Raw genomic sequence first — 23953 nt, forward strand, 5'->3', positions numbered from 1 at the left:
TCCGTTTCGCAACCGAGGATTTTCAGCCCGAGCACCGCTTCGACCAATGGCGCGAAGTGCGCGGCAAAAGCCTGTTTGGCGTAACGATCGAGCTTGCGCCGGATCGCCGCCAGACCTTCAGCGGGTCGTTTCAGGCGCGCTCTGTTGCAGGCGCCGTCGTAAGCGAAATGCGCGCTTCCTCTTACCGGGTCAACCGCACGGAAGCCGATATTGCCCGCATTGCCGGCGACAGCCTCTGCATTGGCTTGCAGGTGAAGGGTTCGGGGTTGCTGCATGCCGGTCGAGACAGGATCCATGCCGTTTGCGGTGGTGATTTCACCATCAACTATTCGGACTTGCCCTATGACGCGATACCCGGCGGTGAGGCGGATTTTCACTACAAGATGCTCAAGATCCCTGTCGACGACGAAGTCATGCTTGGCCGACCGGCCGATGACCTGTTCGCCACGCGTTACGCCGACAAGACCGCCTTCTCCCGGCCGTTCCGGGCGCTCTTCAACGCGCTGAACGCCGAACGCGGCAGGCTCATCGATCCCGTGCGCGATGTGACACATATCGCCCGATTAGCCATGACGGCGCGTGGACGGCTTTCGCCTGCAATGCCGGAAGTGCGCGCCGCACTCCGCACCGGGCTTTGTTATGCGGCCCAGGACATCATGATGCGCAAAAAGTCCTGGCAGAACCTCACGCCTGCCGCAGTGGCAAAGGAACTGGGCATTTCGCTTCGGCAACTGCACGTCGTTTTCGAAGGCGCAGAGCTGTCTTTTTCCCGCACGCTCGCCTCCATGCGGATCGAGGAAGCGCGACGCCTGCTGCTGGAATCTCCCGCCCTGCCAATCACGCAGGTCGCGTACGGCTGCGGCTTCGACAGTCTTCCAACCTTTTACCGGGTGTTCAGCAGCACCTATGGCATGACGCCCGGCGAAGCCCGCGCCACGGGCATGCCGACGGCCTAAAAGTGTCACCTCTGCGCGCAATGAGAAGACGCCTCATCCCGACCCCTGTAAGGCCGATGGATCATCCAATCCTCATTACACTCCGCAAGGAGGGTGGTGCCGGCAATTCGAGGAGCGCTGCCCATGACCAATTTTTTCGATTTCGCGATCTCCGGGTTGCCGGACGCCTCCGCCGTTGGCCGCAGGCTACCACCCAGCGAAATCGACCGGTTGCTTCAAACGGGTGCTTTCGCGGCAGCACTACGGCTGCTGGCGGGAAGTTTCATCACCCTCTACGAAGGTTCGCCCGACATAACCGCGCTTTTCGCCACGCGCCAGAGCCGGCTTCTTTGCCACGCGCTGTTGGCGCTCTATTTTCAAAAGCGCAAGACCGGAACGGACGAACCCGCCCTGACGCGGGAAGATTTCGGCCAACTCGCGCTCCAACACGGCCTTGCAAGCCATGATGTCGCCTATGCCTTCTTCAAAGAGGCGCTGAAACGCGGCCTGACTAGACCGGCGCACCAAGCCGGCGAAAAGCCGGCCGATGGCGTGGTGCCTTCACCTTCCACGCTGGCGATGCTTGCCCAATGGTACGACGTGCATTTTCAGGCGCTGGACCTCATCGATGAGGGGTTCAGGGCCTCTCAGTTCATCGAGCGGTCCGAAACCATGCTCGCACACATCCATCCCCGCGTGGCGCCGGCGCTGCTTTCTAATCCGGAAGTGCGTTGCCCGGGCCCGCTTTCCATCATCTTCAACTGGTTCGACGCGGGCGGGCTGCTGATGGACCGCCTGATCGCCGGGATCGACTGGGAAAAGCCGACAGAACAGGGCAGACACCTGACGGATGTGAAAACAGCATCGCAACTGGCGGCATCGCTCTCCCTTTCCCGAATCCATGTCAGGCGCAAGCTTGGCGCGGCCGAACTGATCGGCGGCATCGGCTGGAGCGGACGGAAGGGGCGTTCCGCTCTCTGGATCTCCCAGGGCTTTTACGAGGAATATGCCCGCATGCAGGCACGTAAACTCCTCATTCTCGACGATGCCTTTATGGAGACAGTGTAAGGTTTAAGAACCGGCAGGCGTGCTATTTATTGATGGTTATGAGCGATATCCATTGACAAACTTCAGGACTGCGGCTCTTCTACAGGGCATGCGTGGGATGTTGCGAACATCGAAATTGACGGCACTGCTGTTTCGACTGGTGATGATATTGTCACTGGCGGGATACAGCGTTTCCACCGTCAATGCCGCAATGCATGGCCCCGATACCGCGGAAATGCAGACCACCCAATCCGCCATGATGATGGATCATGGCGCGATGATGGACCATGGCGGTTCGGCCATGATGTCCAGCGACCACCATAATATGGATACGGCAGACCACGACAGCGGCGTCAAAAAGCCCGTGAAGCCGGAATGCTGCAACGATTTCTGTCTCGGCATGGCGGTACTGATTGCGCATGACGCCCTTGGCGTACCAGTCGTCAATTCCATCCGTTCCTTCCTTGACGACAGCAAGACCGTGGGCCAGATCCCGCTGCTTCACCGTCCACCGAATATCTGAACAGGCAAAGCCCGCCTCTCGGGCAATGATCGTGCGTGAACGGCTTTAGCGCAGTCGCGCCGTTGCATCTCCTGTTCGGAAATTACCATGAACCCTATCTACATCGTGGTTGCAGCGCCCCTTTTGCTGGGCGGCTGCACAGCCACATCCTCGATGAACGAGGCCGCCTCGTATGAAGACGCGGCAAACCCGTCACTCGGCGTCACCCCTCTGCGTTATCAGACACCGGTCGCAGGTTATTCGCACCGTGCGCCGGTGGACCCGAAGCCCTGGCGAAACCAGAACGATGCGCAGGCTCCGAAAGGAGACGCATCATGACGCTACGCGTGATCAAACTCACGGCCGTCCTTTCCGTCCCGCTCGTTCTTGGCGGCTGCGTCACGGCCACCGACTACACCTCGAAGAACGCAGGCTTCACCACCGTTTCGGCCAGGGCGACCGAGGCGACAGGAAAGCAGACTGTCTGGATACAGAACCGGGCCGAGGCGCAGGCAACCGCAACCCGCGTCAAATCGCTGATGTCAGCGAAAACAATCGATGTCGAGACGGCGGTTCAGGTCGCGCTCCTCAACAACAAGGGCCTTCAGGCGGCCTATGCCGATCTGGGTGAATCGGCCGCAACCGCCTGGCAATCGACCATGCTGGTCAATCCGAGGGTCGGCATCGGATTGACGGGGATCGGCACTCCGGGGCTCCGGGCCTACAAGGCGATCGAGGGTGTGATCGTCACCAATATTCTGGCACTGGCCACGCTCAAACAGAATGTCGAGATTGCCGATACCGGCTTCCGAAAGGCGCAGCTCGCAGCCGCGCTGAAGACGTTGCAATTGGCGGCAGATACCCGCCGCGCCTGGATCACGGCGGTTGCTGCCTGGGAAAATGTCGGCCAGCTGGCGCAGGCCCAGACAGCCGCGGATGCCGCCTCGGAACTTGCGAGGAAGCTTGGCGAAGCAGGCTCGCTGAACAAGGAAGGCCAGGCTCGCGAGCAGGTCTTCTATGCCGAACTGACCGGCCAGATCGCCAAGGCGCGGCTTGAAGCCCGGCTTGCGAAGGAGGAACTGACAAGGCTGATGGGCCTGTGGGGCGCGGACATAGACTACTCCATCCCCAACCGCCTGCCCCAGCTTCCAAAGGATCTGGCCAAACGTGAGATGATCGAGGCTGAGGCGCTGCAGCGCCGGGTGGATTTGCAGATGGCGAAGCTCGATCTGGAATCGACCGCCCGGTCGTTCAAACTCACAGAAGCCACCCGATACGTCACCGATCTAGAACTTCGTTCCGGCTTCGAGACCGAACGCGAACTTGAAGACGGCGAAAAACACAAACAGACGACGGGCAATGCCGAGCTGGAATTCGTCATTCCGATCTTCGATTCCGGTCGGGCAAGAATGCGGGAATCCGAACTCGCCTATATGCGCGCAGCAAACCTGCTGGCCGAAAAAGCGGTCAATATCCGCTCCGAAGCCCGCTCCGCCTATCAGGCCTATCGCTCGAACTACGACATCGCCCGGCACTATCGCAACAGCGTGGTGCCGCTGCGGACCAAGATCGAGGAGGAGTCGCTGCTGACCTATAACGGCATGCTCACCAACACCTTCGAACTGCTCGCCGACAGCCGCGAAAAGGTCAATTCGAACCTGCTCGCCATCAATGCCAAACGTGACTTCTGGCTCGCGGAAGCCGGCCTTGCGCCCGCCATCTACGGCGGTGGCGCGGGTACGGCAGGCGCGGAGACCGAAGTTGCCGCCACTGGTGGCGGCAGCGGTGGCGGACACTGAGAAAGGAAACGACCATGTTCAATAGAAGAAACTTTCTGGGCGTCGGCGCCGCAATGGTCTCCACGGCGGCCTGGGCAAAGACATCGAATAGCAGCCTGCCGGAAGCGGCCGTGATGGAAACGGCAGCGACGCAAGCCCCCGTCAAGCCCACTACCGGTCCCGATTACAATCCAGTCGTCACCCTCAACGGCTGGACCCTGCCCTTCCGGATGAACAATGGCGTCAAGGAATTCCACCTTGTCGCCGAGCCGGTGGAACGCGAGATGGCGGAGGGCATGACCGCCCGCCTCTGGGGCTATAACGGCCAGTCACCCGGCCCGACCATCGAGGCCGTAGAAGGCGACCGGGTGCGGATTTTCGTGACCAACAAGCTGCCGGAACATACAACGGTCCACTGGCACGGCATGATCCTGCCATCAGGCATGGACGGTGTCGGCGGCCTGTCACAACCGCATATCCCCGTTGGCAAGACCTTCGTCTACGAGTTCGATCTCGTGAAGTCCGGCACTTTCATGTACCACCCGCATTCAGACGAGATGGTGCAGATGGCGATGGGCATGATGGGCTTTTTCGTGGTCCATCCAAAGGACCCGACCTTCATGCCTGTTGATCGCGACTTCGTGTTCCTGATCAACGCCTTCGACATCAATCCCGGCTCCTACGTTCCGAAAATCATGACCATGACGGACTTCAATCTGTGGTCATGGAACAGCCGGGTATTTCCGGGCATCGATCCGCTGGTGGTCTCCAAGGACGACCGGGTGCGTGTCAGGGTCGGCAACCTGACCATGACCAACCACCCGATCCACATGCACGGTTATGATTTCGAGGTGACGTGCACGGATGGCGGCTGGGTGCGGCCCGAGGCCCGGTGGCCGGAGGTCAGCATCGACATACCCGTCGGCGCGATGCGGGCCTATGAATTCGACGCCAAATATGTCGGCGACTGGGCGATCCATTGCCACAAGTCGCACCACACGATGAATGCGATGGGACACGATGTCCCGACCTTCATCGGCGTCGACAAGAAGACCGTCACCGAAAAGATCCGAAAGGTGCGGCCGGAATACATGCCGATGGGTACAGCCGGCATGGCCGATATGGGCGCGATGGAGATGGAAATCCCTGAGAACACCGTTCCCATGATGACCGGCTGGGGTCCGCACGGCCCCATCGAAATGGGCGGCATGTTCTCCGTGGTGAAGGTCCGCGAAGGCATCTCCGCGGGCGATTACTCAGATCCCGGCTGGTACCAAAACCCGCCCGGTACCCAGGCCTGGGAATGGACCGGCGACGTGCCGGATACCGAAAAGACCAATGATCCGAAAACACAGATCACGCCGAAACCAATGAAACACGGCTGATCGTGCAGACCATATCCCCACCAGAACCAAGGAAAAATTCGATGACCAGACTGAAACTTGCACTGCTTCTCACCGCTCTTGCCACACCCGCCTTCGCATCGGGCACCCACGGCGGCGGCCATGAAGCGATGGCGATTGGCGAACCCGGCGACAAATCCAAGGTAACCCAGACCATACAGGTCACCATGAAGGAAACGCCTGATGGCAAGATGCTGTTCACGCCCGCCAAGTTCGAATTCAAGAAGGGCAAGACCGTTCGCTTTGCCGTGAAGAATGTCGGCGAGCTGGACCATGAATTCATTCTCGACGAACAGAGCGCAAATCTGGAGCACAAGGCCGCCATGGCAAAGGCCCCGGAGATGGAACACGACAATCCGAACGCAATCAGCCTTGCGCCGGGCGAAAGCGGCGAAATTATCTGGAAATTCACCAATGACGGCATGTTCGAATTCGCCTGCCTGAAGCCCGGACATTACGAGGCCGGCATGCGCGGCGATCTCAAAGTTTCGGCCAAGTAACCAATCGAAAAAAGGAATCTGACCATGAAGACGATCGTTAAAATTACCCTTGCAGCCGCTTTGTTGCTTACAGCCCCCTTTGGCGCATTCGCACAGGAATTCACCAAGGGTACGGTGAAGAAGGTCGACGCTACCGCCAAGAAAGTCACCATCATTCATGAGGAACTGAAGAACCTCGACATGCCCGCCATGACGATGGTGTTCCGCGTCAAGGACGATGCCCTGCTCGCCAAGCTCAAGGAAGGCGCGAACATCGAGTTCATCGCCGAACGTGCGGATGGCAAGCTGGTCGTCGCGCAGGTGAAATAAGGCAGTCCTCGTCTGCACATGCCCGTACCAGACCACAGGCACGGGCATGTGCGATTTGAGCAGGCGGCGGACGAACCCCGGACACAAATTTATTGCTCGGGGCATGACCTTTGTTCGGCGCTATGCCGTATTCCCATGAATTAGCGCAGAAGCACAGTGTCGATTGTGTCCGCATGCTTCGTGAACAGCCGATGCAGTGAGAGGAACACGGCGAGCATCAGTGGCCATGCAATCAGGACATCGGAGAGAAAATGTGCGCCCATAGCTGCCCTGTTTAGGGAGCAAAGCACGATGAACGGCATCAAGATCGCCGTGGCACTCAGGCGGAATTTTTCCGGCAGGAAGATGATGAACGCTAGCAGGGCGATTGCGGACGCGCTTTCGCCGGATGGAAAGGAGCAGTTGCGCGAACAGCTGCCATCGAGGGAAAGAACGGGCGTAAAAAACAAATCCGCCCCGAATTCACTGATATGCCGCGGTCTGGCACGTCCGAACAGGTTTTTCAGCACATGCACGGTCGCACCCGGCCCAAGCGCATAAAAGGTGAGAACAAGTAGCAGTTTGTGAGGGCGGATGGCACGCCGCACGCCGGACACAAATGGCGTTGCAAGGAGCAGGCAGACAAGCGTGGACAATAAAATGGCGGGAAGTGCGCGGTTCAGATCGCGGACGGAAATCAAGAATTGATCCTCGCCAAGACGAAAACCATCTGTCCAGAACCAGCGACTGGCGTCAAGATCGATATCCGGCCTGACAGTGAAGAAGACCATCATTGCAAGCGTGGTCGAAAGCGCGAGCAGGGATGGGCTGCCGGAAACCCATGCGAAAGTCTGGCGCGCCGTGGGGATGACGGCAAAGCGGAACTTCGGTTTTTCGGGCCGGCCTGGCCATTTCTGTTCGGTCTTATGGGAGAGATACTGGTGCATGGCCAGCTTTCTTCCGTAGAAATGTCAAGGTTCTGCGGAGGAAGTCTCAAGACTGAGAGGAAAAGCGTGCCTGCAGCATCTATCTCGGGCGACAGCTCTTGCCCGGCGCTTTGCGTCGGCTTAGCGTCCCGGCAATAAAGCGGTAATATCAGTAAGTTCGTAAGGTCAGCATGGACAAAGGTCTCATTCTCATCGTCGAAGACGACCCCGACATCATGCAGATTCTGGACGCCTATCTCATTCGTGACGGATACAGAACCGTTAGAGCCGGGGATGGCGAGACGGCCATGACGCATTTCTCCATGCTGCGGCCGGATCTCATTCTTCTCGACATCGGGCTACCGAAGCTCGATGGCATCGATGTGCTGACACGCATACGGCGGGAGCGTGATACACCGATCATCATGGTCACCGCCCTTGCCGAAGATATGGACAAGCTGACCGGTCTGCGCCTGGGTGCCGACGACTACATCGTCAAACCTTTCAACCCGCAGGAAATGGTCGCCCGGGTGAATGCCGTTCTAAAACGCTCGCGTCAGCCAACTGGCGGAGGGATCCTGCGTTTCGGCGCCATCGAAATAGATACCGAAGCTTACATCGCGGCTGTTTGCAGCGATGCGGGACGAACCGTTCTGCCGTTGACGCTCAGCGAATTCAGAATTCTTGCCCATATGACGCGTCGCCCCACCTATGCCTTTCAGCGCGCCGATCTTCTGGATGCCTGCCTGCCGGAAAGCGATGCGCTGGCACGCACGGTCGATACGCACATCGCCAATCTGCGTAAAAAACTGACGGATCACGGTGCTGGCGGTTATCTGGTGTCGGTGCGCAGCATCGGCTACCGGCTTGCCAGGGAGCAGACATCATGAGGTTCCGGCGGCTCCGCCTGCGCACGATGACGGCGATCACAATCACCACAATGCTCATCTTTGCGGTTGCGTTGGTCTATTTCGGCGTTTCCTGGTATTCGGACACCATTGAGGAGCGCATCCTTGCCCAACTGTCGCCTGATGCCGCCAAGGCTTTCTCGGATATTGACCGGGGCGTGATGCCGGATCAGAGCCAGCTTCAGGCCCTTATCGAGGTTTTACCGGGCCTGGAGGACCAGGCAGATAGCGAACTTCTCAAATCGGTGTTCCTCTTCGGATTGCTCGGTGTCTTCCTGTGCAGCTTGCTTGGTTATTTCATCTCCCGGCGCATTGCAGCACCTCTCGGCGAACTTGCCGACGCGGCGCGGCGCATGGCGACCGGCGACTTCAGCGGAGGCGCAAAGATCAAGGCGAGCCGCATCGCCGAAGTCGGATTTCTGGTCGACAGTTTCGAGACTTTGACGCAGGAGCTTCAGATGATGGAGCGCCGGTTGAAGTTCAACACCATGGCGGTAGCCCACGAGCTGCGCACCCCGCTGACCATCCTGCAAGGCCGTTTACACGGCATTGCCGATGACGTCTTTCCGCTCGACAAGCAGGCCATTCGCCACCTCATCGGCCATGTGGAAGGACTTGCGCGTCTCGTCGACGATCTGCGGACGCTTTCGCTGGCAGAAACCAACAGTCTCGTTACGGAGATGCGGCCACTCGATCTCGCTACCGAATGCGCGGCCGTGGCGGAGGCGGCACGGCCTCTTCTCGAAGAGGCAGGAATTCGTCTCGATATGTCGCTGCAGACGGCTCCAATTAGCGGCGACCCTCAACGCCTTCAACAGCTGCTGCTCATCCTGATGGATAATGTACGCCGCTATGCGGCGAGCGGGAAGAGCCTCTTCTGCTCGACCGGAGTCCGGGAAGGACGTCCCTTCATAACAATCGAAGACAACGGGCCGGGTTTCCCCCCCGGCATCGAGGCACACGGCATCGAACTCTTCTGGCGCACAGAGCCGTCGCGTGCACGTAAGACCGGTGGCACCGGCCTCGGCCTGTCGATTGCTCGAGCGATCGCAAGGGCGCATGACAGCGATTTGCAGATAGATCCGCGACAAGACGGCGGAACCGTCGTCACGGTTCTCTTCAAGGCAGCCACCTGAAAAATCCCGGCGAGTTGATGCTCTCCCATGCGCGCTGACGGTGTGCTTCGTCGGGGCTTATTCCAGGGTTTCGCCGCGCCAGGACTGCTGTCGGGAATAAGGTGATCGCAAATTTTCCTTACGCCGAATTATTTTCTATAAAATAGATAGAAAAAGAACGACCTGTCTTTCTTGAGGCGCTCCTCATGCCTAGTTTAGCTGTCATCATTGGTCGCCATCAGGGAGGACCGATGTTGAGCGAAATCCCGTATCGATCCAGCAAACTGCACCGCTGCAATTGATACTGGCGCATTATCGGCCCGGTTGAATTGGGGGAAAAGGTGACACGATACGTTATCATTGGCGCAGGCGCGGTTGGCGCGAGCCTTGCCGCGCAGTTCGAGCTTTCCGGCATCAAATATGCTCTGGTCGGACGCGGCGCACAAATTGCCTCCATCATTGAACAGGGGCTGAGCTACCAACGCCCCTCAGGCACGCAACAAATAAGGCTGAACGCCTTCGACGTATCCGCTCCGCCGGACCTGGCGCCCGACGATATCCTGCTGCTGACCGTCAAAACGCAGGATGCGGCAGCCACTCTGGCACACTGGTCATGGCGACAGGTATCCGGCGTGGAAGGTCTAACAGCCACGCAGTTGCCGGTGGTTACCTTTCAGAACGGTCTGGCGACGGAAGCGCTGGCGCTCAGGACCTTCGCCAATGTCTACGGCGCCAGTATTCTGACCCCTGCCCGGTTTACACAAACCGGCGCGGTTGCGGCGGCCGGCAATCCGCAGGTCGGCGTGGTCACGATCGGGCGCTTCCCGGCCGGTTCCGACGAAACGGCGAAGGAGATTGCCGCAGACCTCACACGCGCCAATTATCTTGCGGAAACCAGCAGCGATATCCGCCGCTGGAAATCGGCAAAACTGCTTCATAACGTCCGCAACGCGCTGGATCTGTTCGACGGAGAAGACGATCTGCGAGCATCGATCGCCGAAGCGCTGGTCAATGAAGCCCGCAAGGCGCTTGAGGTAGCAGGCTACAATCTCGCCTCTCCCTCTGAACGGGCTGTCGATATTTCAGGCTGGAGCATCGCTCAAAACAGCGGCATTCAGCCCGGCCAGCAATCGACCTGGCAGAGCTTTGCCCGCGGCGCTTCCAGCGAGGTCGATTTTCTCAACGGTGAGATTGTGCTGCTCGGCCGTCTGCATAACGTCGCGACACCGTATAACGAGGCTATCCAGTCTCTTGGCGGCAGGCTGGCGCATCAGGGCGGCTTCTCGAAGGCGGTGCCGCTTGACGCGATCCTTTCTTTTGTCGGGCAGCTCCACGAGCGCGACAAAACCGGTCTCGCCGCCGCGCAATGATGCGTGCGACCCGTTCTTCCCATGAAACCACCAAGCTGAAGCGATAAAATGAGAGAAGCCATTCCAGACCAGATTCTCACCGCCGCCGGAGCGCTGTTTTATACCGAAGGTATCCGGGCAGTCGGTATCGACCGCATCATCGAAGAAGCGAAGGTCGCAAAAGCTACTCTCTATCGGCATTTTCCGTCCAAGGATCATCTTGTCGCGGCCTATCTTCAGGATCGCCACGACCGTGTCATTCGCTCGCTGAAGGATGTTCTGACGGCGACGATTGATCCAAGGGACCAGCTGCGGGTGATTTTCGAGCGGCTTTACGAGAAGGCCGACAGCCCTGAATTCAGGGGCTGTGCCTTTGCACTCGCGGTTGCCGAACACGGCGATTCCGAACGCGTCGTCACCGTGGCTCGAACCCACAAAAGAATGGTGCGGGATATTTTCGAGACCGTCATGTCGAAAGCGGGGGTGCGACTGGATCAGGCCGCCTCCCACCTTTCGCTTCTTTACGAAGGCGCACTTGCCACCGTCGCGGTCGGGCGCGATCCGCATGCCGTACTCATCGCCCGGGACTGTGCGCTCTCGGTGTTCGATCTCACCACCGGCAAGATATCCTCAGGAGAAAAGATTTGACCAAGACCATCGACTATTTCTTCGGCATCGGCTCCCCCTGGGCCTTTCTCGGCCTGGAGCCTTTCGCCGCGCTCGCTAACGAGCACAACGCCACGATACGGCCCTATGTCATCCCGCTGATCGAGGATAATGGCGCCATCTACTCACGCAACCGTCCGGAAGCGCGCCGCGCCTATTGGACGAAGGATTTGAAGCGATGGGCGGCGTTGCGCGGCAAGTCCCTTAACTTCGACAATCGCGCCGCCCTTTCCGATCCCACGCCGGCCGGCTTCATGGTCATTGCCGCGATCGATGCGGGCGAGGACTGGTTGAGGCTGACCAAGGCGCTTCAGGAAGCTTTCTGGGAAGGAGGCCAAGATATTGGCAATGCCGAAGTTCGCCGCGCAATCGCTGACAAAGCCGGTTTCGACGGGGCGGCGCTGGACGAACGCGGCGGAAGCGATGCCGTGGAAGCCATCCGGAAAGCCAATTATGAGGCCGCAAAGGCAGCCGGTGTGTTCGGGCTTCCGACATTCCGCTACGAGGACGAACTGTATTGGGGACAGGACAGCCTGCCCTTCCTCGAACGTCATCTCAAGGGCGAAAAACTGGCCGCCTGATCCCCGCCGAAAACCGGGTGACTGTCACGCCGTGGCCGCAACCCGGCCATGGCTCTCTCCAGACCATTCCCGTGGAGTTTCTCATGTCTCTTTTCCCGCCCTCTTCGCGCGGAGTATCGCGATGAGCGCACTGCCTCCCGCTCTCTCGAACGCTTTGCGCAACCGTTTCGGCGAGCGTTTTTCCACCGCGCAGGCATTGCGGGAACAACACGGCCGTGGCGAATCCCACCATACGCCAGCGATCCCGGATGCCGTCGTTTTCGCCGAGAGCACGGATGATGTGGCGGAAGCCGTGCGGCTTTGCGCCGCTGAAGGTGTTCCCGTCATCGCCTTCGGCACCGGCACTTCGCTCGAAGGCCATCTGACGGCAGTGCGTGGCGGTGTCTCGGTCGATCTGTCGCGCATGTCGAAAATCGTCCGCATCAGCGCCGAGGATCTCGATTGCACGGTGGAGGCCGGCGTCACGCGCGAGCAACTGAACACGCATCTGCGCGACATGGGCCTGTTCTTTCCGATCGATCCTGGCGCCAATGCGTCCATCGGCGGCATGGCGGCAACCCGCGCTTCCGGCACAAACGCCGTGCGTTACGGCACAATGCGAGAAAACGTGCTGTCGCTGACAGTCGTCTTGCCGAACGGCCAGGTCATCCGCACCGGCGGGCGGGCGCGTAAATCATCAGCAGGTTATGACCTAACGCGGCTGTTCGTCGGCTCCGAGGGGACGCTCGGCATCATCACGGAAGTGACGTTGCGACTCTACGGAATTCCCGAAACCATCTCGGCTGCACTTTGCTCCTTCGAAAGCGTCGAACAGGCAGTTGCGGCAGCCATTACGGTCGTGCAGCTCGGCATTCCAGTTGCGAGAATGGAATTAATGGACCGTGGCCTGATCGAGGCCGTCAACGCCTATTCCAGTCTTTCCCTCAAGGTCGAGGACACGCTCGCCTTCGAGTTCCACGGCTCGCCTGCTGGCGTGAAGGAACAGGTCGAGATGGTCGCTGCCATAGTGGAAGACAATGGCGGCAGGGATTTCGAATGGGCGAATGCGCCGGAGGACCGCAACCGCCTGTGGAAGGCGCGCCACAACGCGTTTTACGCCGTGGTCTCGCAGCACCCGAACGCCAAGGGCTGGTCTTCCGATGTCTGCGTGCCGGTATCCGAGTTGAGCGGCTGCATCGTCAGGACCCGGGAATTGCTACGCGACTGCAGCGTGCCCGCCGCCATTCTCGGCCATGTCGGCGATGGCAACTATCACGTGGTCTTCGCCGTAGACCCTGCAAATCAAGCCGAACTCGACGAGGTGGCGGCAATCAACAAGAAGATGGTGCAGCACGCCATCTCGGTTGGCGGCACTTCCACCGGCGAGCATGGGGTTGGCACCGGCAAGATCGCTTATCTGCGGCAGGAACACGGCGACGCGGTGGACCTCATGGCGATCATCAAAAACGCCATAGATCCGGCCGGCATCATGAATCCGGGCAAGATCCTGCCGAGCCAAGACTTGCCCAGCCGCCGAGAAACGCTTTGACGTGCGGGATTTCGCAGATGGATAACTACAAGACCCACAGCTCCCACTGGGGCGCCTTTTCCGGCAGCTACCGGAATGGCAAGCTCGATATCCGTCCACATCCGGACGATCCACATCCCTCGCCCTTGCTCGCCAATCTGCCGGCAATCGCCGATAGCGCCGCGCGCATCCGGCGTCCGGCGGTCAGGCGCGGCTGGCTGGAGGGGAAACCGGGCAACGCGCAGATACGCGGGGCGGACGACTATGTGGAGGTCGATTGGCCGCAGGCGGCGGACCTCGTCGCGAAGGAGCTTCAAAGGGTTTACGGCGATTACGGCCCTCAAGCCGTGTTCGGCGGCTCCTACGGCTGGTCGAGCGCCGGACGTTTCCATCACGCGCAAAGCCAGGTCCACCGTTTTCTGAACACGCTTGGCGGATATGTGCGCTCCGTCAACACCTATAGTTCAGGCGCGGCGATGGTCATCATTCCGCATGTGCTCGGACCCTACGATCATTTCGACCGCAAGAGCGTTACCTGGGATGCAATCGAGCGCAGCAGCGAATTGATCGTCGCCTTCGGCGGCATGGCGATAAAGAATACGGACGTGCATGGCGGCGGCAACAGCGTGCATATCGTGCCACAGAAGCTGAATGGCGCACGCGCACGCGGCGCGCGATTCGTGCTGATCAGCCCACTAAAAGACGATTTTCCGAAAGACCTCAATGCAGAGTGGCTGCCGGTCATACCCGGTACCGATGTCGCGCTGATGCTCGGACTTGCGCATGTTCTCGTCACCGAGGGCCTGCACGATCGGGCGTTTCTTGACCGCTATGCCGTCGGCTATCAGCGTTTCGAAGACTACCTGCTCGGCCGGACCGATGGTGTGGCGAAAAGCCCCGAATGGGCTTCCGGGCTCTGCGGCATCGGCACGGAAACTATAAGGGAACTCGCCCGCACCATGGCGCGCGCGAGAACATTGATCACTGTCAGCCATTCGCTTCAGCGCGCCGATTATGGTGAGCAACCCGTCTGGCTGGGGATCGTTCTTGCCGCCATGCTCGGTCAGATTGGCCTCGACGGCGGCGGATATTCCTATTCCCTCGGCGCTTTGGGCAATGTCGGCAAGAACCTGCTGGCCGTTCCCCTGCCGACACTTAACCAGTTCAAAAACCCGGTCGCGGATTTCATTCCGGTCGCGCGTATTGCCGACATGCTGCTCAATCCGGGTGGGGAATTTCACTATAACGGCCAGAGGATGCACTATCCCGATATCCGCTTGGTTTACTGGGCGGGTGGTAACCCGTTCCACCACCATCAGGATATCAACCGACTACGGGCAGCGTTCAGACGGCCCGAGACCATCATCGTGCACGAAACCGCATGGACATCATCTGCGCGGCATGCCGATATCGTGCTGCCGGCGACGACAACTCTGGAGCGCGACGACATTGGCGCCGCCGACCGCGATCCTCTGATGATCGCGATGAAAAAGCTGATCGAACCGGTTGGTGAGGCGCGCGACGACTACGAAATCTTCTCCGAGATCGCGCGCCGGCTCGGCAAATTCGAAACCTTCACCGAAGGCCGCAGCAGCCGGGAATGGCTTGCCTTCCTCTATGAAACAACGCGTGGGACGCTTGCCGCCGGTGGGCATGAGGCTCCCGATTTCGAAACGTTCTGGGAACGTGGAGAGATAGGTCTGCCGCTCAAGCCGGATGACGGAGGGCCTGCGCGTGCCTTCCGTGATGATCCCATAGCCTTCCCTCTGAAGACACCATCCGGTAAAATCGAAATCTTCTCCGAGACGATCGAGGGTTTCGGCTATGACGATTGCGGCGGCCATCCGCAATGGTATCCCGGCAGGACGAAACCGGAAGACGAAGCGCTCTATCCGCTGCATCTGGTCTGCAATCAGCCGCATCAGCGTCTGCACAGCCAGCTCGACTATGGCGCCTTCAGCCGCTCCACCAAGATTAAGGGCCGGGAACCCGTGCGCATCAACCCCGAAGATGCAGCCCGCCGTGGCATTGCCGATGGCGATATCATCAGGCTGTTCAACAGTCGTGGCAGCTGCCTCGCCGCAGCCGTCCTGAGCACGGATGTGCGCAACGGCGTGATGCAGCTGGCAACGGGTGCGTGGTTCGAACCGCATGACCGGCATGCAGAGCAAGCGATGTGCATTCACGGCAATCCGAACATCCTGACGCGCGACATCGGCACCTCGAAACTGGCGCAGGGATCGACCGGTCAGATTACCAGAGTGGAGGTCGAACGTTTTGCCGGTGAGGCGCCTCCGGTGCGGATTTTCGAAAAGATGACATTTGCAAAATAAGTGAGGGACGGGTGTTCCGGCACTACCTGAAAAATCGCACCGCCAACGTATTTCGGGCGTCGGAAAAGCTGATCCTACCACCTTCGGAAACCGCGGCAAAATAATCCATTAATTCGATAGAAAAAGAACAACTGGTCTTTCTCCTTCTGGCCACCCTGCTACGTTAGACATCAAGAACCGAATTTCGAAACAAGGGACCGCGTCATGACCGCACGATGTATCAGCAAGCACGGCCTGCGATCGAACGAGCCGTCAATGGCTGAAAGTAACGGCTAAGCCGTAACATCGGTCGGACCCTCCAAGAGGTAACGCAGGCACATTTTTCCCGATTTCAGGACATTGAAACCACCGGCAAGGCTGTCGTGTGAAGCCTTTCGTGTGCCCGCAAGAGACCGGCGCAGAGCGGCGATAGTTCCTGAAATCACAAAGACAAGAAACAACGCGACCAATCAGGATTTTTTAATGACGATACGTTCCTCGCTTTTTTCCTTCTCCCGTCGGGGTCTGCTGACCACCACTCTCGCAGGGGCAATCGCGCTTCTGACGACGATGGCGCCTGCTTCGGTTGAGGCAGCAGATACCCCCCGCAATGGCGGCGACATCACCTTCCTCATCGATTCTCTCGGCGACACCTGGATCCCGAACAACAGCGCCATTTCCAGCTTTCAGGGCCATATCTGGGGCCATGTCGCCGACAAGCTTCTTTATGTCGATGCCGACGGTAAGGTCAGCCCCTGGCTTGCCGAGCGCTGGGAGCAGAACGACAATGCCACCGAATTCACGCTTCACCTCAAAAACGGCGTGACCTTCTCCGATGGCACACCGCTGGATGCAGCGGCGGTCGTCGCCAATCTCGACATCTGGTATGCCGGACGCAAGAGCGAAGGCATCAACCCGATCGGTCTTTTCCCCAAGACCTACGACCATGCTGAAGCGGTGGACGCATCCACGGTGAAGGTCTTCTTCAAGAAGCCGACGCTCGGCTTTATTCCGACGCTCGGTTACCACGGCTCGATCCTGATCTCGCCGAAGACCATCGCCCAGCCCGCCACCCAGCAGGCCGATCTCAGCAAGACTTCCGGCAGCGGCCCCTATGTGGTCGAATCCTGGAAGGAGGGAGATTACGTCAAGCTGGTCAAGCGCAAGGACTACAATTGGGGTCCTGCCGCCGTTGGCCACACCGGCCCAGCCTTCCTCGATTCCATCACCTATAAGCTGGTGTCGGAACCGTCGTTGCGTGTCGCCTCGGTCCAGTCCGGCCAGGCCGATGTCGCCTATAATGCTTCGCCGCAGGAGCTGAAGTCACTGCACGAAGAGGGCTTTACCGTCGCAACGCCGCGTTATCTCGGCTTCGTCAACGGCTGGGCGGTCAACACCAAGCTTCCGCCCTATGATGATGTGAAGGTTCGCCAGGCGCTGCAGGCCGGCGTGAACCGTCAGGAAATCATCGACACCGTCTATACGCCAGACTGGAAGCTCGCCACGTCCTTCATCCAAAGCAACGTGCCGGGCGCGACCGACCACAGCGCACTTCTCGCTTACGATCCCGCCAAGGCCGAAAAGCTGCTCGACGAGGCGGGCTGGGTCAAGGGCGCCGATGGTATCCGGACCAAAGACGGCAAACCGCTGTCGCTGACGATCCACTCCAATCCCTATCTCGCGACATCCAAGTCGGTCGATGAACTCATTGCCCAGCAACTCGGCAAGCTCGGTTGGAAAGTCGCTATTCGCGCTTACGACGTCGTGACCTTTGGTGAAAAGGTCAAATTCGGCGGTGCGGCCATCCCGACCTATGAGGTGACGCGCAGCTTCATCGATGCAGGCACCGTCGCCAGCATTCTCACCAACGCCAACAATGGCGAGAACTGGTTCGCCCTTGACGACCGCGACGCGACGCTCAACGGATTGCGCGACAAGATCGCCGGCGCCGGCTCTGTCGACGAGCGTAGCCCGCTTCTCGATGAGCTGCAGAAATATGTCCTTGAGCAGGGCTATTTCATTCCGCGAACGCAGATCGTGCAGCGGATCTACGTGCAGTCCCCGAAGCTGAAGGGCGAAGTGTATAACGGCGTGGCTTATGCCAGCTACTACACCGCCTCCATCAGCGACTGACGCGCACAACAAGGCAACGTTGAAGGAGGTCACCGGCATGAGCAATGCCTACCTAACCTACGCCGCAAAGCGGCTTGGCCAGGCGGTCGTCGTCATACTGCTGGCCTATGTCTTCACCTTCGTGGTCGTCAGCATCCTGCCTGGCGACCCGATCACCAGCGTGCTCAGGAACCCGCAAAACGGGTTCACCGAGCAGGAGATCGCGGAAATCATCGCCGCGCAGGGCCTCGACAGACCGGTTCTCGTGCAGCTGTGGTCGTCCCTGTCGGGGTTTCTGACTGGCGATCTGGGCATGTCGATGCGCTCCAACCGGCCGGTGGCGACCCTCATCGCTGAAGTGCTGCCATCGACACTGATCCTTGCATCCACGGGACTTGCCGTCGCCTTGATTCTGGCAATGGCCGTTGCTTACGGAACCCAGGTGGTACCAAAGCGCTACGGCCAGGGATTGCTACGAGCTTTCCCATCGCTGTTTCTCTCGACACCGAATTTTGTGATTGGCCTGATACTGATCCATCTCTTCGGCTTTCAGCTGCGCCTCTTCCGCGTTATCGAACCAGATAGCTTCTGGGCAACGGTGTTTGCCGCAATCACAATCGGAATTCCTTTCTCTGCGCAAATCGCCGAGGTGCTTATAGCGAACCTCGACAGGGAGGCAGAACAGGAATACGCGGCCGTCGCCCGCAGCCGCGGCATCGGACAGGCGCGGCTGTTTGCACAGCATCTGCTCAAGCCTGCCTCGTTGCCCGTCGTCACCGTGATCGCCATCACCGTCGGTGAACTGCTTGGCAATTCACTCATCACCGAGTCTGTCTTTGGGCGAACCGGTCTCGGCAGCCTGGTGCAGCGCTCCGTGAGCACGCAGGACCTGCCTGTCCTGCAAGCGATCGTTTCGCTGGGAGCCGTGGTGTTCGTGCTCGTCAACCTGATTGCCGATCTTCTTTATCCCCTGCTCGATCCACGCGTGCAAATTCTCGGCGCGCGAAAGCCTCGCTTGGCCATTACAGAGGATTCCTCCACCACCACCAAGGCGGTGACACCATGACTTTCGCCTCGAACGCTTCCCTGCCGGGTGCGACCCCTGCAAACAGGCTGACAGGCCTGCGGATACCGCTGACCGTCGCCTTGTCCTTCGCCATTATCGCGCTCGTCGTCGCCTGGTCACTGGCGCCCGGCCTGTTTACCAGTCACAGCCCGGTCGTCGGGGTGCCGACGGACAAATTGCTCGGCCCAAGTCTTGCGCATTGGTTCGGCACCGACCACCTTGGCCGCGATGTCTACGCACGCGTCGTTTATGGCACGTCCTCTTCCGTCTCCAGCGCACTCGTCGCGGTCGTCATCGGCGTCTTCGCTGGCGGTCTCATCGGGCTTCTTGCGGGCTTTCTCGGCGGCTGGGTCGATATCACACTTGCCCGGCTGGTCGATGTTCTCTTGGCAATTCCAAAGTTTCTGCTGGCGGTGATCGTGGTCACCGCCATCGGTTTCGAGACCATCAATGCCGCCATCGCCACCGGCGTCTCCGCCGTGGCGGTCTTTGCCCGCGTCACGCGTGCGGAGGTCATCAAGACCAGACAGGCGACATTCGTGGAGGCTTCGTACCTGCTCGGCGGCTCGCGCTGGTTCATCCTTCTGCGCCATGTTCTGCCCAACGCGTCACGCTCGGTGCTGCCGCTTGCCGTGTTGCAGTTCGGCGAGTCGATCCTCGTGATCGCAAGCCTTGCCTTTCTCGGATACGGCGACCCGCCGCCCGCCTCCGACTGGGGCCTGCTGATCTCGATCGGCAAGGACTACCTCAAATGGCCGTGGCTCGTATACGCCCCCGCCTTCGTCACAATCGCGACCGTCCTCTCTGTAAACAGGATCAGCCGATGGCTACGCAAGACAGACTGACCACCACTATCGCCCGCCCCGTTACCTTTGCGGCCAGACCGCAGCCGCAGCAGGCTCCTGTCCCGCTTCTCCGGGTCAACGATCTTTCGGTTGCCTATGGAGGCCAGGAGGTCGTCAGCAATGTCGGTTTCGAACTCGGCCGTGGCAAGAGCCTTGCCCTCATTGGCGAGTCCGGTTCCGGCAAATCGACAATCGCCCGCGCGGTCCTTCGGCTTTTGCCAAGCGGGGGACATGCCACCGGCCACGTCACCTTTGGTGATCAGGAGATATTGGGACTGCCAGAGCGCAACTTCCGACCGCTGCGGGGACGCGCCATCGGCTTTGTCCCGCAGGATCCAGGCAATTCGCTCAATCCGGTGCGGACAATCGGCGCGCAGGCCATGGAGGCGGCCGCACTTCTCGACGAGCCTGACAAGGCGATCCGCAAGGCCCTCATTCTCGAGACCTTCGCGCAGGTGGGATTGGAAAACCCGGGTGTTGTCTACGAGTCCTACCCGCACCAATTATCCGGCGGCATGTTGCAGCGGGTGCTCATAGGCCTTGCGGTTCTGCCGCGCCCGTCACTTCTGGTCGCAGACGAGCCAACGTCTGCGCTCGATGTGACGATCCAGAAGCGGATCCTCGATCTGCTCTCGCGGTTGCAGCACGAGCTGGATATCAGCCTGCTCCTCATCACACACGATCTGGCGATCGCCGCCGAACGGGCGGATTCGCTGGTAGTCCTGAAGGGTGGCAAGGTTCAGGAAGCCGGAAGCACCGCATCGGTGTTTTCCGCACCGGCCTCTGCCTATGCAAGGAAGCTGCATGCGGACGTGCCGGCACTCAATCCGGATCGCTACGCCCGGCTGCGCGATCCGGGTTTCCGTCTGCTGAAGGCAGAGTCCACCACGACGCCAAAGATCGCGGTCAATGCCGTCACCAAGAATTTCAGGGTCGGCGACAGGGTGCTGACGGCGGTCAACAACGTCTCCTTCAACGTGCCTGCAGGTACCACCCATGCGCTGGTTGGCGAGTCCGGCTCTGGCAAGACGACAACCATTCGGCTGCTGCTTGGCCTCGAGGAACCCGACACCGGCACAATATCGGTAGCCGGCGAAGAATTGACCGGCCGCTCCCGCACGTCGCTGCGTGCAACCTGGCGCCATCTTCAGTTCGTTTACCAGAACCCGTTTACCTCGCTTGATCCCACCTGGAGTGTCGAACAGCTGGTGCGCGAGCCGCTTGATCGTTTCAAGATCGGAACCCGTGCGGAACGGCTCGAAACTGTTCGTGAGGCTTTGGCCAATGTGGGCTTGAGCGAACACCTTCTCAACCGCAAGCCGACGGCCCTTTCGGGTGGCCAGCGCCAGCGCGTTGCCATTGCAAGGGCGCTGGTTCTCCGACCGGATGTGATCGTGCTCGACGAGCCGACCTCCGCACTTGATGTCAGCGTCCAGGCAGACATCGTCGATGTGCTGCTCTCGCTGCAGGCGAAGCTCGGCCTGACCTATGTTTTCGTCTCCCATGATCTGGCACTGGTACGCCAGCTCGCCCACACCGTTTCCGTGATGCAGCGCGGGCGTATCGTCGAACATGGAACGGTCGTCGATATCTTCGACAATCCGCAGCACCCCTATACTGCGTCGCTGCTGGAATCGATCCCATCCGGTGCCGCAACCATCGCCCGTGCGCCACAGCCGCTGCCCCGGCGGGTTCACGATAAGGAAAAGATCGCATGACCATCGCTGCACCCATCGATACTGCGTCCACGTCCTTCCGCCCCAAACAGCGGCTCGGCTTCAATACCCGTGTATCCTTCAGCGACGATGCCGGGCCGGCGCAGGGGCTGCGTGAGGGTATCGAACTGTTCAAGGCTGCCGAACAACTGGGCTACCAGTCCGGCTGGGCCTATCAGCGGCATTTCGACCACTATCTGTCCTCGCCACTTCCGTTCTTCGCCGCTGCCGGCCAGCATACCCGGCATATTACGCTCGGTTCTGCGGTCATCCCCATGCGCTATCAGGATCCGATCCTGCTTGCCGAGGCGGCCGGCACGACCGATCTTTTGATTGATGGGCGACTGGAACTTGCCATTTCGACCGGCGCAAACGCCGCCTTTGACGCGGTATTCGGCACGGTCGACACCGATGCCCGCACAGAGGCCAGACGTCGTCAGGCCCGCTTCCTCTCGGCAATCGCTGGCGATGTCCTGCACCGTGTCGAAGGCGGCCAATCCAACCCGGAGGGCACGGCACTGCGTGTCACGCCGCATAGCCCGACACTGCGTTCGCGCATCCGGCAGGGTGCAGCAAGCATTGCTTCGGCTGTGCAGGCGGCGGAACTCGGCATCGGCCTTATCTCGGGAACCGTCCAGCACGATCAGGCAGAAGGCGAGAGCTTCGGGGAATATCAGGCCCGCATCATCGAGGCCTTCCGTTCCACATGGCGCAAGACATGGACAACGGAACCGCCTCCGGTCGCCGTCGCCGCCTCCATCCTGGTTGGCACCACGGCCGAGCTTCGCGAAAAATACGCCGCCTATGATCTGGAGCGGCGTACCAAGGGTATTGCCGCGTCTCGCCCCAAAGGCGCTCTCGAACAGGCAGCCCAGCCAGCGGGGTTTCAAATTTCGCCCGTTTTCCAGGGCACGCCCAATCAGGTGCTGGAATCGGTATTCAACGATCCGGGCCTTGCAGCAGCCGATGAGGTCGTGCTGTTTTTGCCGCCTGCCTTCGGTCTCGCCGAAAACATACAACTGCTGACCGATCTGGCGGACACGTTGGCTCCGGGCCTGGGCTGGTCGCCCACCTTTTAACCGTTAGGGCACCGAGCAATTGCCACTTCGTGGCAGCGACTTGAAGACGGAAACGCGGCGGCGGTTGCTGGTCCTATATCGAAGGCCGTCACAGGGAATATTTTCTACATATTCGATAGAAAAAGAAAGACCTGTCTTCCTCGTTCCTGCGCCGCGCCCTAACATGCTTGCATTGAACCTGAAGGAGCGCCCATGTCCGCGGAATTTATCAGCGTAAGCTTTCCCAATGCATCGAACGATCTAAACCCCGTTCCAGACGCACCTGTGGATCCTGTTTTTCTGGAGCGCTATGCCCGCGCCCTTGATGATTACGGTTTCAACTATACGCTGATCCCCTACTCCTCATCGTCTTTCGATCCTTTCACGCTGGGCGCCACGGTGCTCGCGCACACGAAAAACATCAAGATCATCGTCGCCCTGCGGCCGAACACGGTTTATCCCACAGTTGCGGCCAAGTCGCTCGCGACGCTCGATCAGTTGAGCGGCGGGCGTGTCGTGGTGCACTTCATTGCCGGCGGCAGCGATGAAGAACAGGCGCGTGAAGGCGACTTCCTCAACAAGGAAGAACGCTATGAGCGCCAGGAGGAATATATCCGCATCCTGCGCCTGGCCTGGACCTCGAAAGAACCCTTCGACTTCGACGGAAAATATTACCAGTTCAAGCAATTCCGCAGCGCGGTGCGGCCCACAAACGGGCTTATTCCGATTTCGCTCGGCGGCTCCTCGGACGCCGCCTATCGCATCGGTGGTTCGCTCTGCGATATCTTCGGCCTGTGGGGAGAGCCGCTTGCCGAAACCAAGCAGCAGATCGAGCGGGTCTATGCGGAAGCCGCAAAGGCGGGCCGCACGGATCGCCCCCGGATCTGGGTCACATTCCGGCCAATCGTCGCCGAGACGGATGAGCTTGCCTGGGAAAAGGCTCACAGAACTCTGGATCGGTTGAACGAGAACCGCCAGAAAGGTGTAACACGCGCGCCGCTCAACGCGCCGCGCCCGGCCAATGTCGGTTCGCAACGGCTTCTGGAAATCGCCGCACGCGGCGATGTGCATGATCGCGCCCTCTGGTATCCGACGGTCACCGCCACCAATGCCAGCGGCGCCACCACTGCGCTGGTCGGTTCGCCACGCACCATTGCGGATTCCATCCTCGACTACATCGATCTTGGCGCTGACCTGATCTCGATCCGCGGCTACGACAATTACAACGACGCGGTGGATTATGGCCGCTACATCCTGCCGCTTGTCCGCGAAGGCATTCGCGAACGGGAAGATGCGAAGAAAAAGACCGCTGCATGATGCCGCGATCCGGCCCGGTCGCC

General features: G+C 59.9%; 22 protein-coding genes. 21 read left to right on the top strand and 1 reads right to left on the bottom strand.

Annotation, left to right across the window (positions count from 1 at the left end; all coding sequences use genetic code 11):
- The first annotated feature begins 56 nt into the window (after positions 1-56).
- From ACQZ45_RS25780 to ACQZ45_RS25815, 8 genes are all read left to right on the top strand, one after another.
- Positions 57-956 carry a helix-turn-helix transcriptional regulator gene (locus ACQZ45_RS25780; protein WP_080849878.1) on the top strand — a complete coding sequence of 300 codons (900 nt, stop codon included), beginning with the start codon at positions 57-59 and terminating at the stop codon, positions 954-956.
- Positions 957-1079: 123 nt separating this feature from the next.
- Entirely contained in the window at positions 1080-2003 is a 924-nt protein-coding gene (locus ACQZ45_RS25785; protein ID WP_448742610.1) for a hypothetical protein, read from the top strand.
- An 88-nt stretch (positions 2004-2091) separates the two neighbouring features.
- Positions 2092-2505: a hypothetical protein gene (locus ACQZ45_RS25790; protein WP_080849880.1), complete on the top strand. Its 414-nt coding sequence runs from the start codon at positions 2092-2094 to the stop codon at positions 2503-2505.
- 87 nt (positions 2506-2592) lie between these two features.
- A complete protein-coding gene (locus tag ACQZ45_RS25795; RefSeq protein WP_065663201.1) occupies positions 2593-2823 on the top strand; it encodes a hypothetical protein in 231 nt (76 codons plus the stop codon).
- Positions 2820-4283: a TolC family protein gene (locus tag ACQZ45_RS25800; RefSeq protein WP_004431586.1), complete on the top strand. Its 1464-nt coding sequence runs from the start codon at positions 2820-2822 to the stop codon at positions 4281-4283. Before ACQZ45_RS25795 ends, ACQZ45_RS25800 begins: the two co-directional genes overlap by 4 nt.
- Positions 4284-4297: 14 nt before the next feature.
- A complete protein-coding gene (locus tag ACQZ45_RS25805) occupies positions 4298-5647 on the top strand; it encodes a multicopper oxidase family protein (RefSeq protein ID WP_004431584.1) in 1350 nt (449 codons plus the stop codon).
- A 41-nt stretch (positions 5648-5688) separates the two neighbouring features.
- On the top strand, positions 5689-6165 hold the full coding sequence (locus tag ACQZ45_RS25810; protein ID WP_004431582.1) for a cupredoxin domain-containing protein: 477 nt from the start codon (positions 5689-5691) through the stop codon (positions 6163-6165).
- Positions 6166-6189: 24 nt separating this feature from the next.
- Positions 6190-6474: a copper-binding protein gene (locus ACQZ45_RS25815; RefSeq protein WP_004431579.1), complete on the top strand. Its 285-nt coding sequence runs from the start codon at positions 6190-6192 to the stop codon at positions 6472-6474.
- Positions 6475-6614: 140 nt separating this feature from the next.
- On the opposite strand, the gene ACQZ45_RS25820 is transcribed toward ACQZ45_RS25815, so the two are convergent.
- Positions 6615-7400, bottom strand: coding sequence for a phosphatase PAP2 family protein (locus ACQZ45_RS25820; protein WP_080849881.1), 786 nt, complete (start codon positions 7398-7400; stop codon positions 6615-6617).
- Between the two features lie 170 nt (positions 7401-7570).
- Here ACQZ45_RS25820 and ACQZ45_RS25825 point away from each other — a divergent pair, with 170 nt between their 5' ends.
- The 13 genes from ACQZ45_RS25825 (at position 7571) to ACQZ45_RS25885 (ending at position 23930) form a co-directional block, all read left to right on the top strand.
- Entirely contained in the window at positions 7571-8269 is a 699-nt protein-coding gene (locus tag ACQZ45_RS25825; protein WP_004431575.1) for a response regulator, read from the top strand.
- Complete coding sequence (locus ACQZ45_RS25830) at positions 8266-9423, top strand: ATP-binding protein (RefSeq protein WP_080849882.1); 1158 nt, start codon at positions 8266-8268, stop codon at positions 9421-9423. The genes ACQZ45_RS25825 and ACQZ45_RS25830 overlap by 4 nt, the downstream gene beginning before the upstream one ends.
- A 320-nt stretch (positions 9424-9743) precedes the next feature.
- Positions 9744-10772 (top strand): ketopantoate reductase family protein, encoded by a 1029-nt coding sequence (locus ACQZ45_RS25835; RefSeq protein WP_448742611.1) that lies wholly within the window; start codon positions 9744-9746, stop codon positions 10770-10772.
- Between the two features lie 48 nt (positions 10773-10820).
- Positions 10821-11399: a TetR/AcrR family transcriptional regulator gene (locus ACQZ45_RS25840; protein WP_080849884.1), complete on the top strand. Its 579-nt coding sequence runs from the start codon at positions 10821-10823 to the stop codon at positions 11397-11399.
- Positions 11396-11998: a 2-hydroxychromene-2-carboxylate isomerase gene (locus tag ACQZ45_RS25845; RefSeq protein ID WP_080849885.1), complete on the top strand. Its 603-nt coding sequence runs from the start codon at positions 11396-11398 to the stop codon at positions 11996-11998. Before ACQZ45_RS25840 ends, ACQZ45_RS25845 begins: the two co-directional genes overlap by 4 nt.
- 121 nt (positions 11999-12119) lie before the next feature.
- Positions 12120-13526, top strand: a complete 1407-nt coding sequence (locus ACQZ45_RS25850) for an FAD-binding oxidoreductase (protein ID WP_080849886.1) — start codon at positions 12120-12122, stop codon at positions 13524-13526.
- Between the two features lie 17 nt (positions 13527-13543).
- Entirely contained in the window at positions 13544-15838 is a 2295-nt protein-coding gene (locus ACQZ45_RS25855) for a molybdopterin guanine dinucleotide-containing S/N-oxide reductase (RefSeq protein WP_112200707.1), read from the top strand.
- A 462-nt stretch (positions 15839-16300) separates the two neighbouring features.
- Positions 16301-17950 carry an ABC transporter substrate-binding protein gene (locus tag ACQZ45_RS25860; protein WP_080849888.1) on the top strand — a complete coding sequence of 550 codons (1650 nt, stop codon included), beginning with the start codon at positions 16301-16303 and terminating at the stop codon, positions 17948-17950.
- Between the two features lie 37 nt (positions 17951-17987).
- Entirely contained in the window at positions 17988-18995 is a 1008-nt protein-coding gene (locus tag ACQZ45_RS25865) for an ABC transporter permease (RefSeq protein WP_003518071.1), read from the top strand.
- Positions 18992-19840 (top strand): ABC transporter permease, encoded by an 849-nt coding sequence (locus ACQZ45_RS25870; protein WP_003518068.1) that lies wholly within the window; start codon positions 18992-18994, stop codon positions 19838-19840. Before ACQZ45_RS25865 ends, ACQZ45_RS25870 begins: the two co-directional genes overlap by 4 nt.
- A complete protein-coding gene (locus tag ACQZ45_RS25875; RefSeq protein ID WP_003518066.1) occupies positions 19819-21558 on the top strand; it encodes a dipeptide ABC transporter ATP-binding protein in 1740 nt (579 codons plus the stop codon). Before ACQZ45_RS25870 ends, ACQZ45_RS25875 begins: the two co-directional genes overlap by 22 nt.
- Positions 21555-22634 carry an LLM class flavin-dependent oxidoreductase gene (locus tag ACQZ45_RS25880; protein WP_413372814.1) on the top strand — a complete coding sequence of 360 codons (1080 nt, stop codon included), beginning with the start codon at positions 21555-21557 and terminating at the stop codon, positions 22632-22634. The genes ACQZ45_RS25875 and ACQZ45_RS25880 overlap by 4 nt, the downstream gene beginning before the upstream one ends.
- A gap of 192 nt (positions 22635-22826) precedes the next feature.
- On the top strand, positions 22827-23930 hold the full coding sequence (locus tag ACQZ45_RS25885) for an LLM class flavin-dependent oxidoreductase (protein WP_003518064.1): 1104 nt from the start codon (positions 22827-22829) through the stop codon (positions 23928-23930).
- Positions 23931-23953: the final 23 nt, after the last annotated feature.

It is taken from the genome of Agrobacterium sp. 16-2014-1-2a (assembly GCF_053522705.1).

What these genes read in the sequence shown, in the direction of transcription:
- ACQZ45_RS25880 (WP_413372814.1), top strand. Translation starts at nt 21,555, where the DNA reads ATGACCATCGCTGCACCCATCGATACTGCGTCCACGTCCTTCCGCCCC.
- ACQZ45_RS25875 (WP_003518066.1), top strand. Translation starts at nt 19,819, where the DNA reads ATGGCTACGCAAGACAGACTGACCACCACTATCGCCCGCCCCGTTACC.
- ACQZ45_RS25785 (WP_448742610.1), top strand. Translation starts at nt 1,080, where the DNA reads ATGACCAATTTTTTCGATTTCGCGATCTCCGGGTTGCCGGACGCCTCC.
- ACQZ45_RS25850 (WP_080849886.1), top strand. Translation starts at nt 12,120, where the DNA reads ATGAGCGCACTGCCTCCCGCTCTCTCGAACGCTTTGCGCAACCGTTTC.
- ACQZ45_RS25820 (WP_080849881.1), bottom strand. Translation starts at nt 7,400, where the DNA reads ATGCACCAGTATCTCTCCCATAAGACCGAACAGAAATGGCCAGGCCGG.
- ACQZ45_RS25865 (WP_003518071.1), top strand. Translation starts at nt 17,988, where the DNA reads ATGAGCAATGCCTACCTAACCTACGCCGCAAAGCGGCTTGGCCAGGCG.
- ACQZ45_RS25830 (WP_080849882.1), top strand. Translation starts at nt 8,266, where the DNA reads ATGAGGTTCCGGCGGCTCCGCCTGCGCACGATGACGGCGATCACAATC.
- ACQZ45_RS25795 (WP_065663201.1), top strand. Translation starts at nt 2,593, where the DNA reads ATGAACCCTATCTACATCGTGGTTGCAGCGCCCCTTTTGCTGGGCGGC.
- ACQZ45_RS25870 (WP_003518068.1), top strand. Translation starts at nt 18,992, where the DNA reads ATGACTTTCGCCTCGAACGCTTCCCTGCCGGGTGCGACCCCTGCAAAC.
- ACQZ45_RS25825 (WP_004431575.1), top strand. Translation starts at nt 7,571, where the DNA reads ATGGACAAAGGTCTCATTCTCATCGTCGAAGACGACCCCGACATCATG.
- ACQZ45_RS25800 (WP_004431586.1), top strand. Translation starts at nt 2,820, where the DNA reads ATGACGCTACGCGTGATCAAACTCACGGCCGTCCTTTCCGTCCCGCTC.
- ACQZ45_RS25810 (WP_004431582.1), top strand. Translation starts at nt 5,689, where the DNA reads ATGACCAGACTGAAACTTGCACTGCTTCTCACCGCTCTTGCCACACCC.
- ACQZ45_RS25805 (WP_004431584.1), top strand. Translation starts at nt 4,298, where the DNA reads ATGTTCAATAGAAGAAACTTTCTGGGCGTCGGCGCCGCAATGGTCTCC.
- ACQZ45_RS25790 (WP_080849880.1), top strand. Translation starts at nt 2,092, where the DNA reads ATGCGTGGGATGTTGCGAACATCGAAATTGACGGCACTGCTGTTTCGA.
- ACQZ45_RS25860 (WP_080849888.1), top strand. Translation starts at nt 16,301, where the DNA reads ATGACGATACGTTCCTCGCTTTTTTCCTTCTCCCGTCGGGGTCTGCTG.
- ACQZ45_RS25885 (WP_003518064.1), top strand. Translation starts at nt 22,827, where the DNA reads ATGTCCGCGGAATTTATCAGCGTAAGCTTTCCCAATGCATCGAACGAT.
- ACQZ45_RS25855 (WP_112200707.1), top strand. Translation starts at nt 13,544, where the DNA reads ATGGATAACTACAAGACCCACAGCTCCCACTGGGGCGCCTTTTCCGGC.
- ACQZ45_RS25840 (WP_080849884.1), top strand. Translation starts at nt 10,821, where the DNA reads ATGAGAGAAGCCATTCCAGACCAGATTCTCACCGCCGCCGGAGCGCTG.
- ACQZ45_RS25815 (WP_004431579.1), top strand. Translation starts at nt 6,190, where the DNA reads ATGAAGACGATCGTTAAAATTACCCTTGCAGCCGCTTTGTTGCTTACA.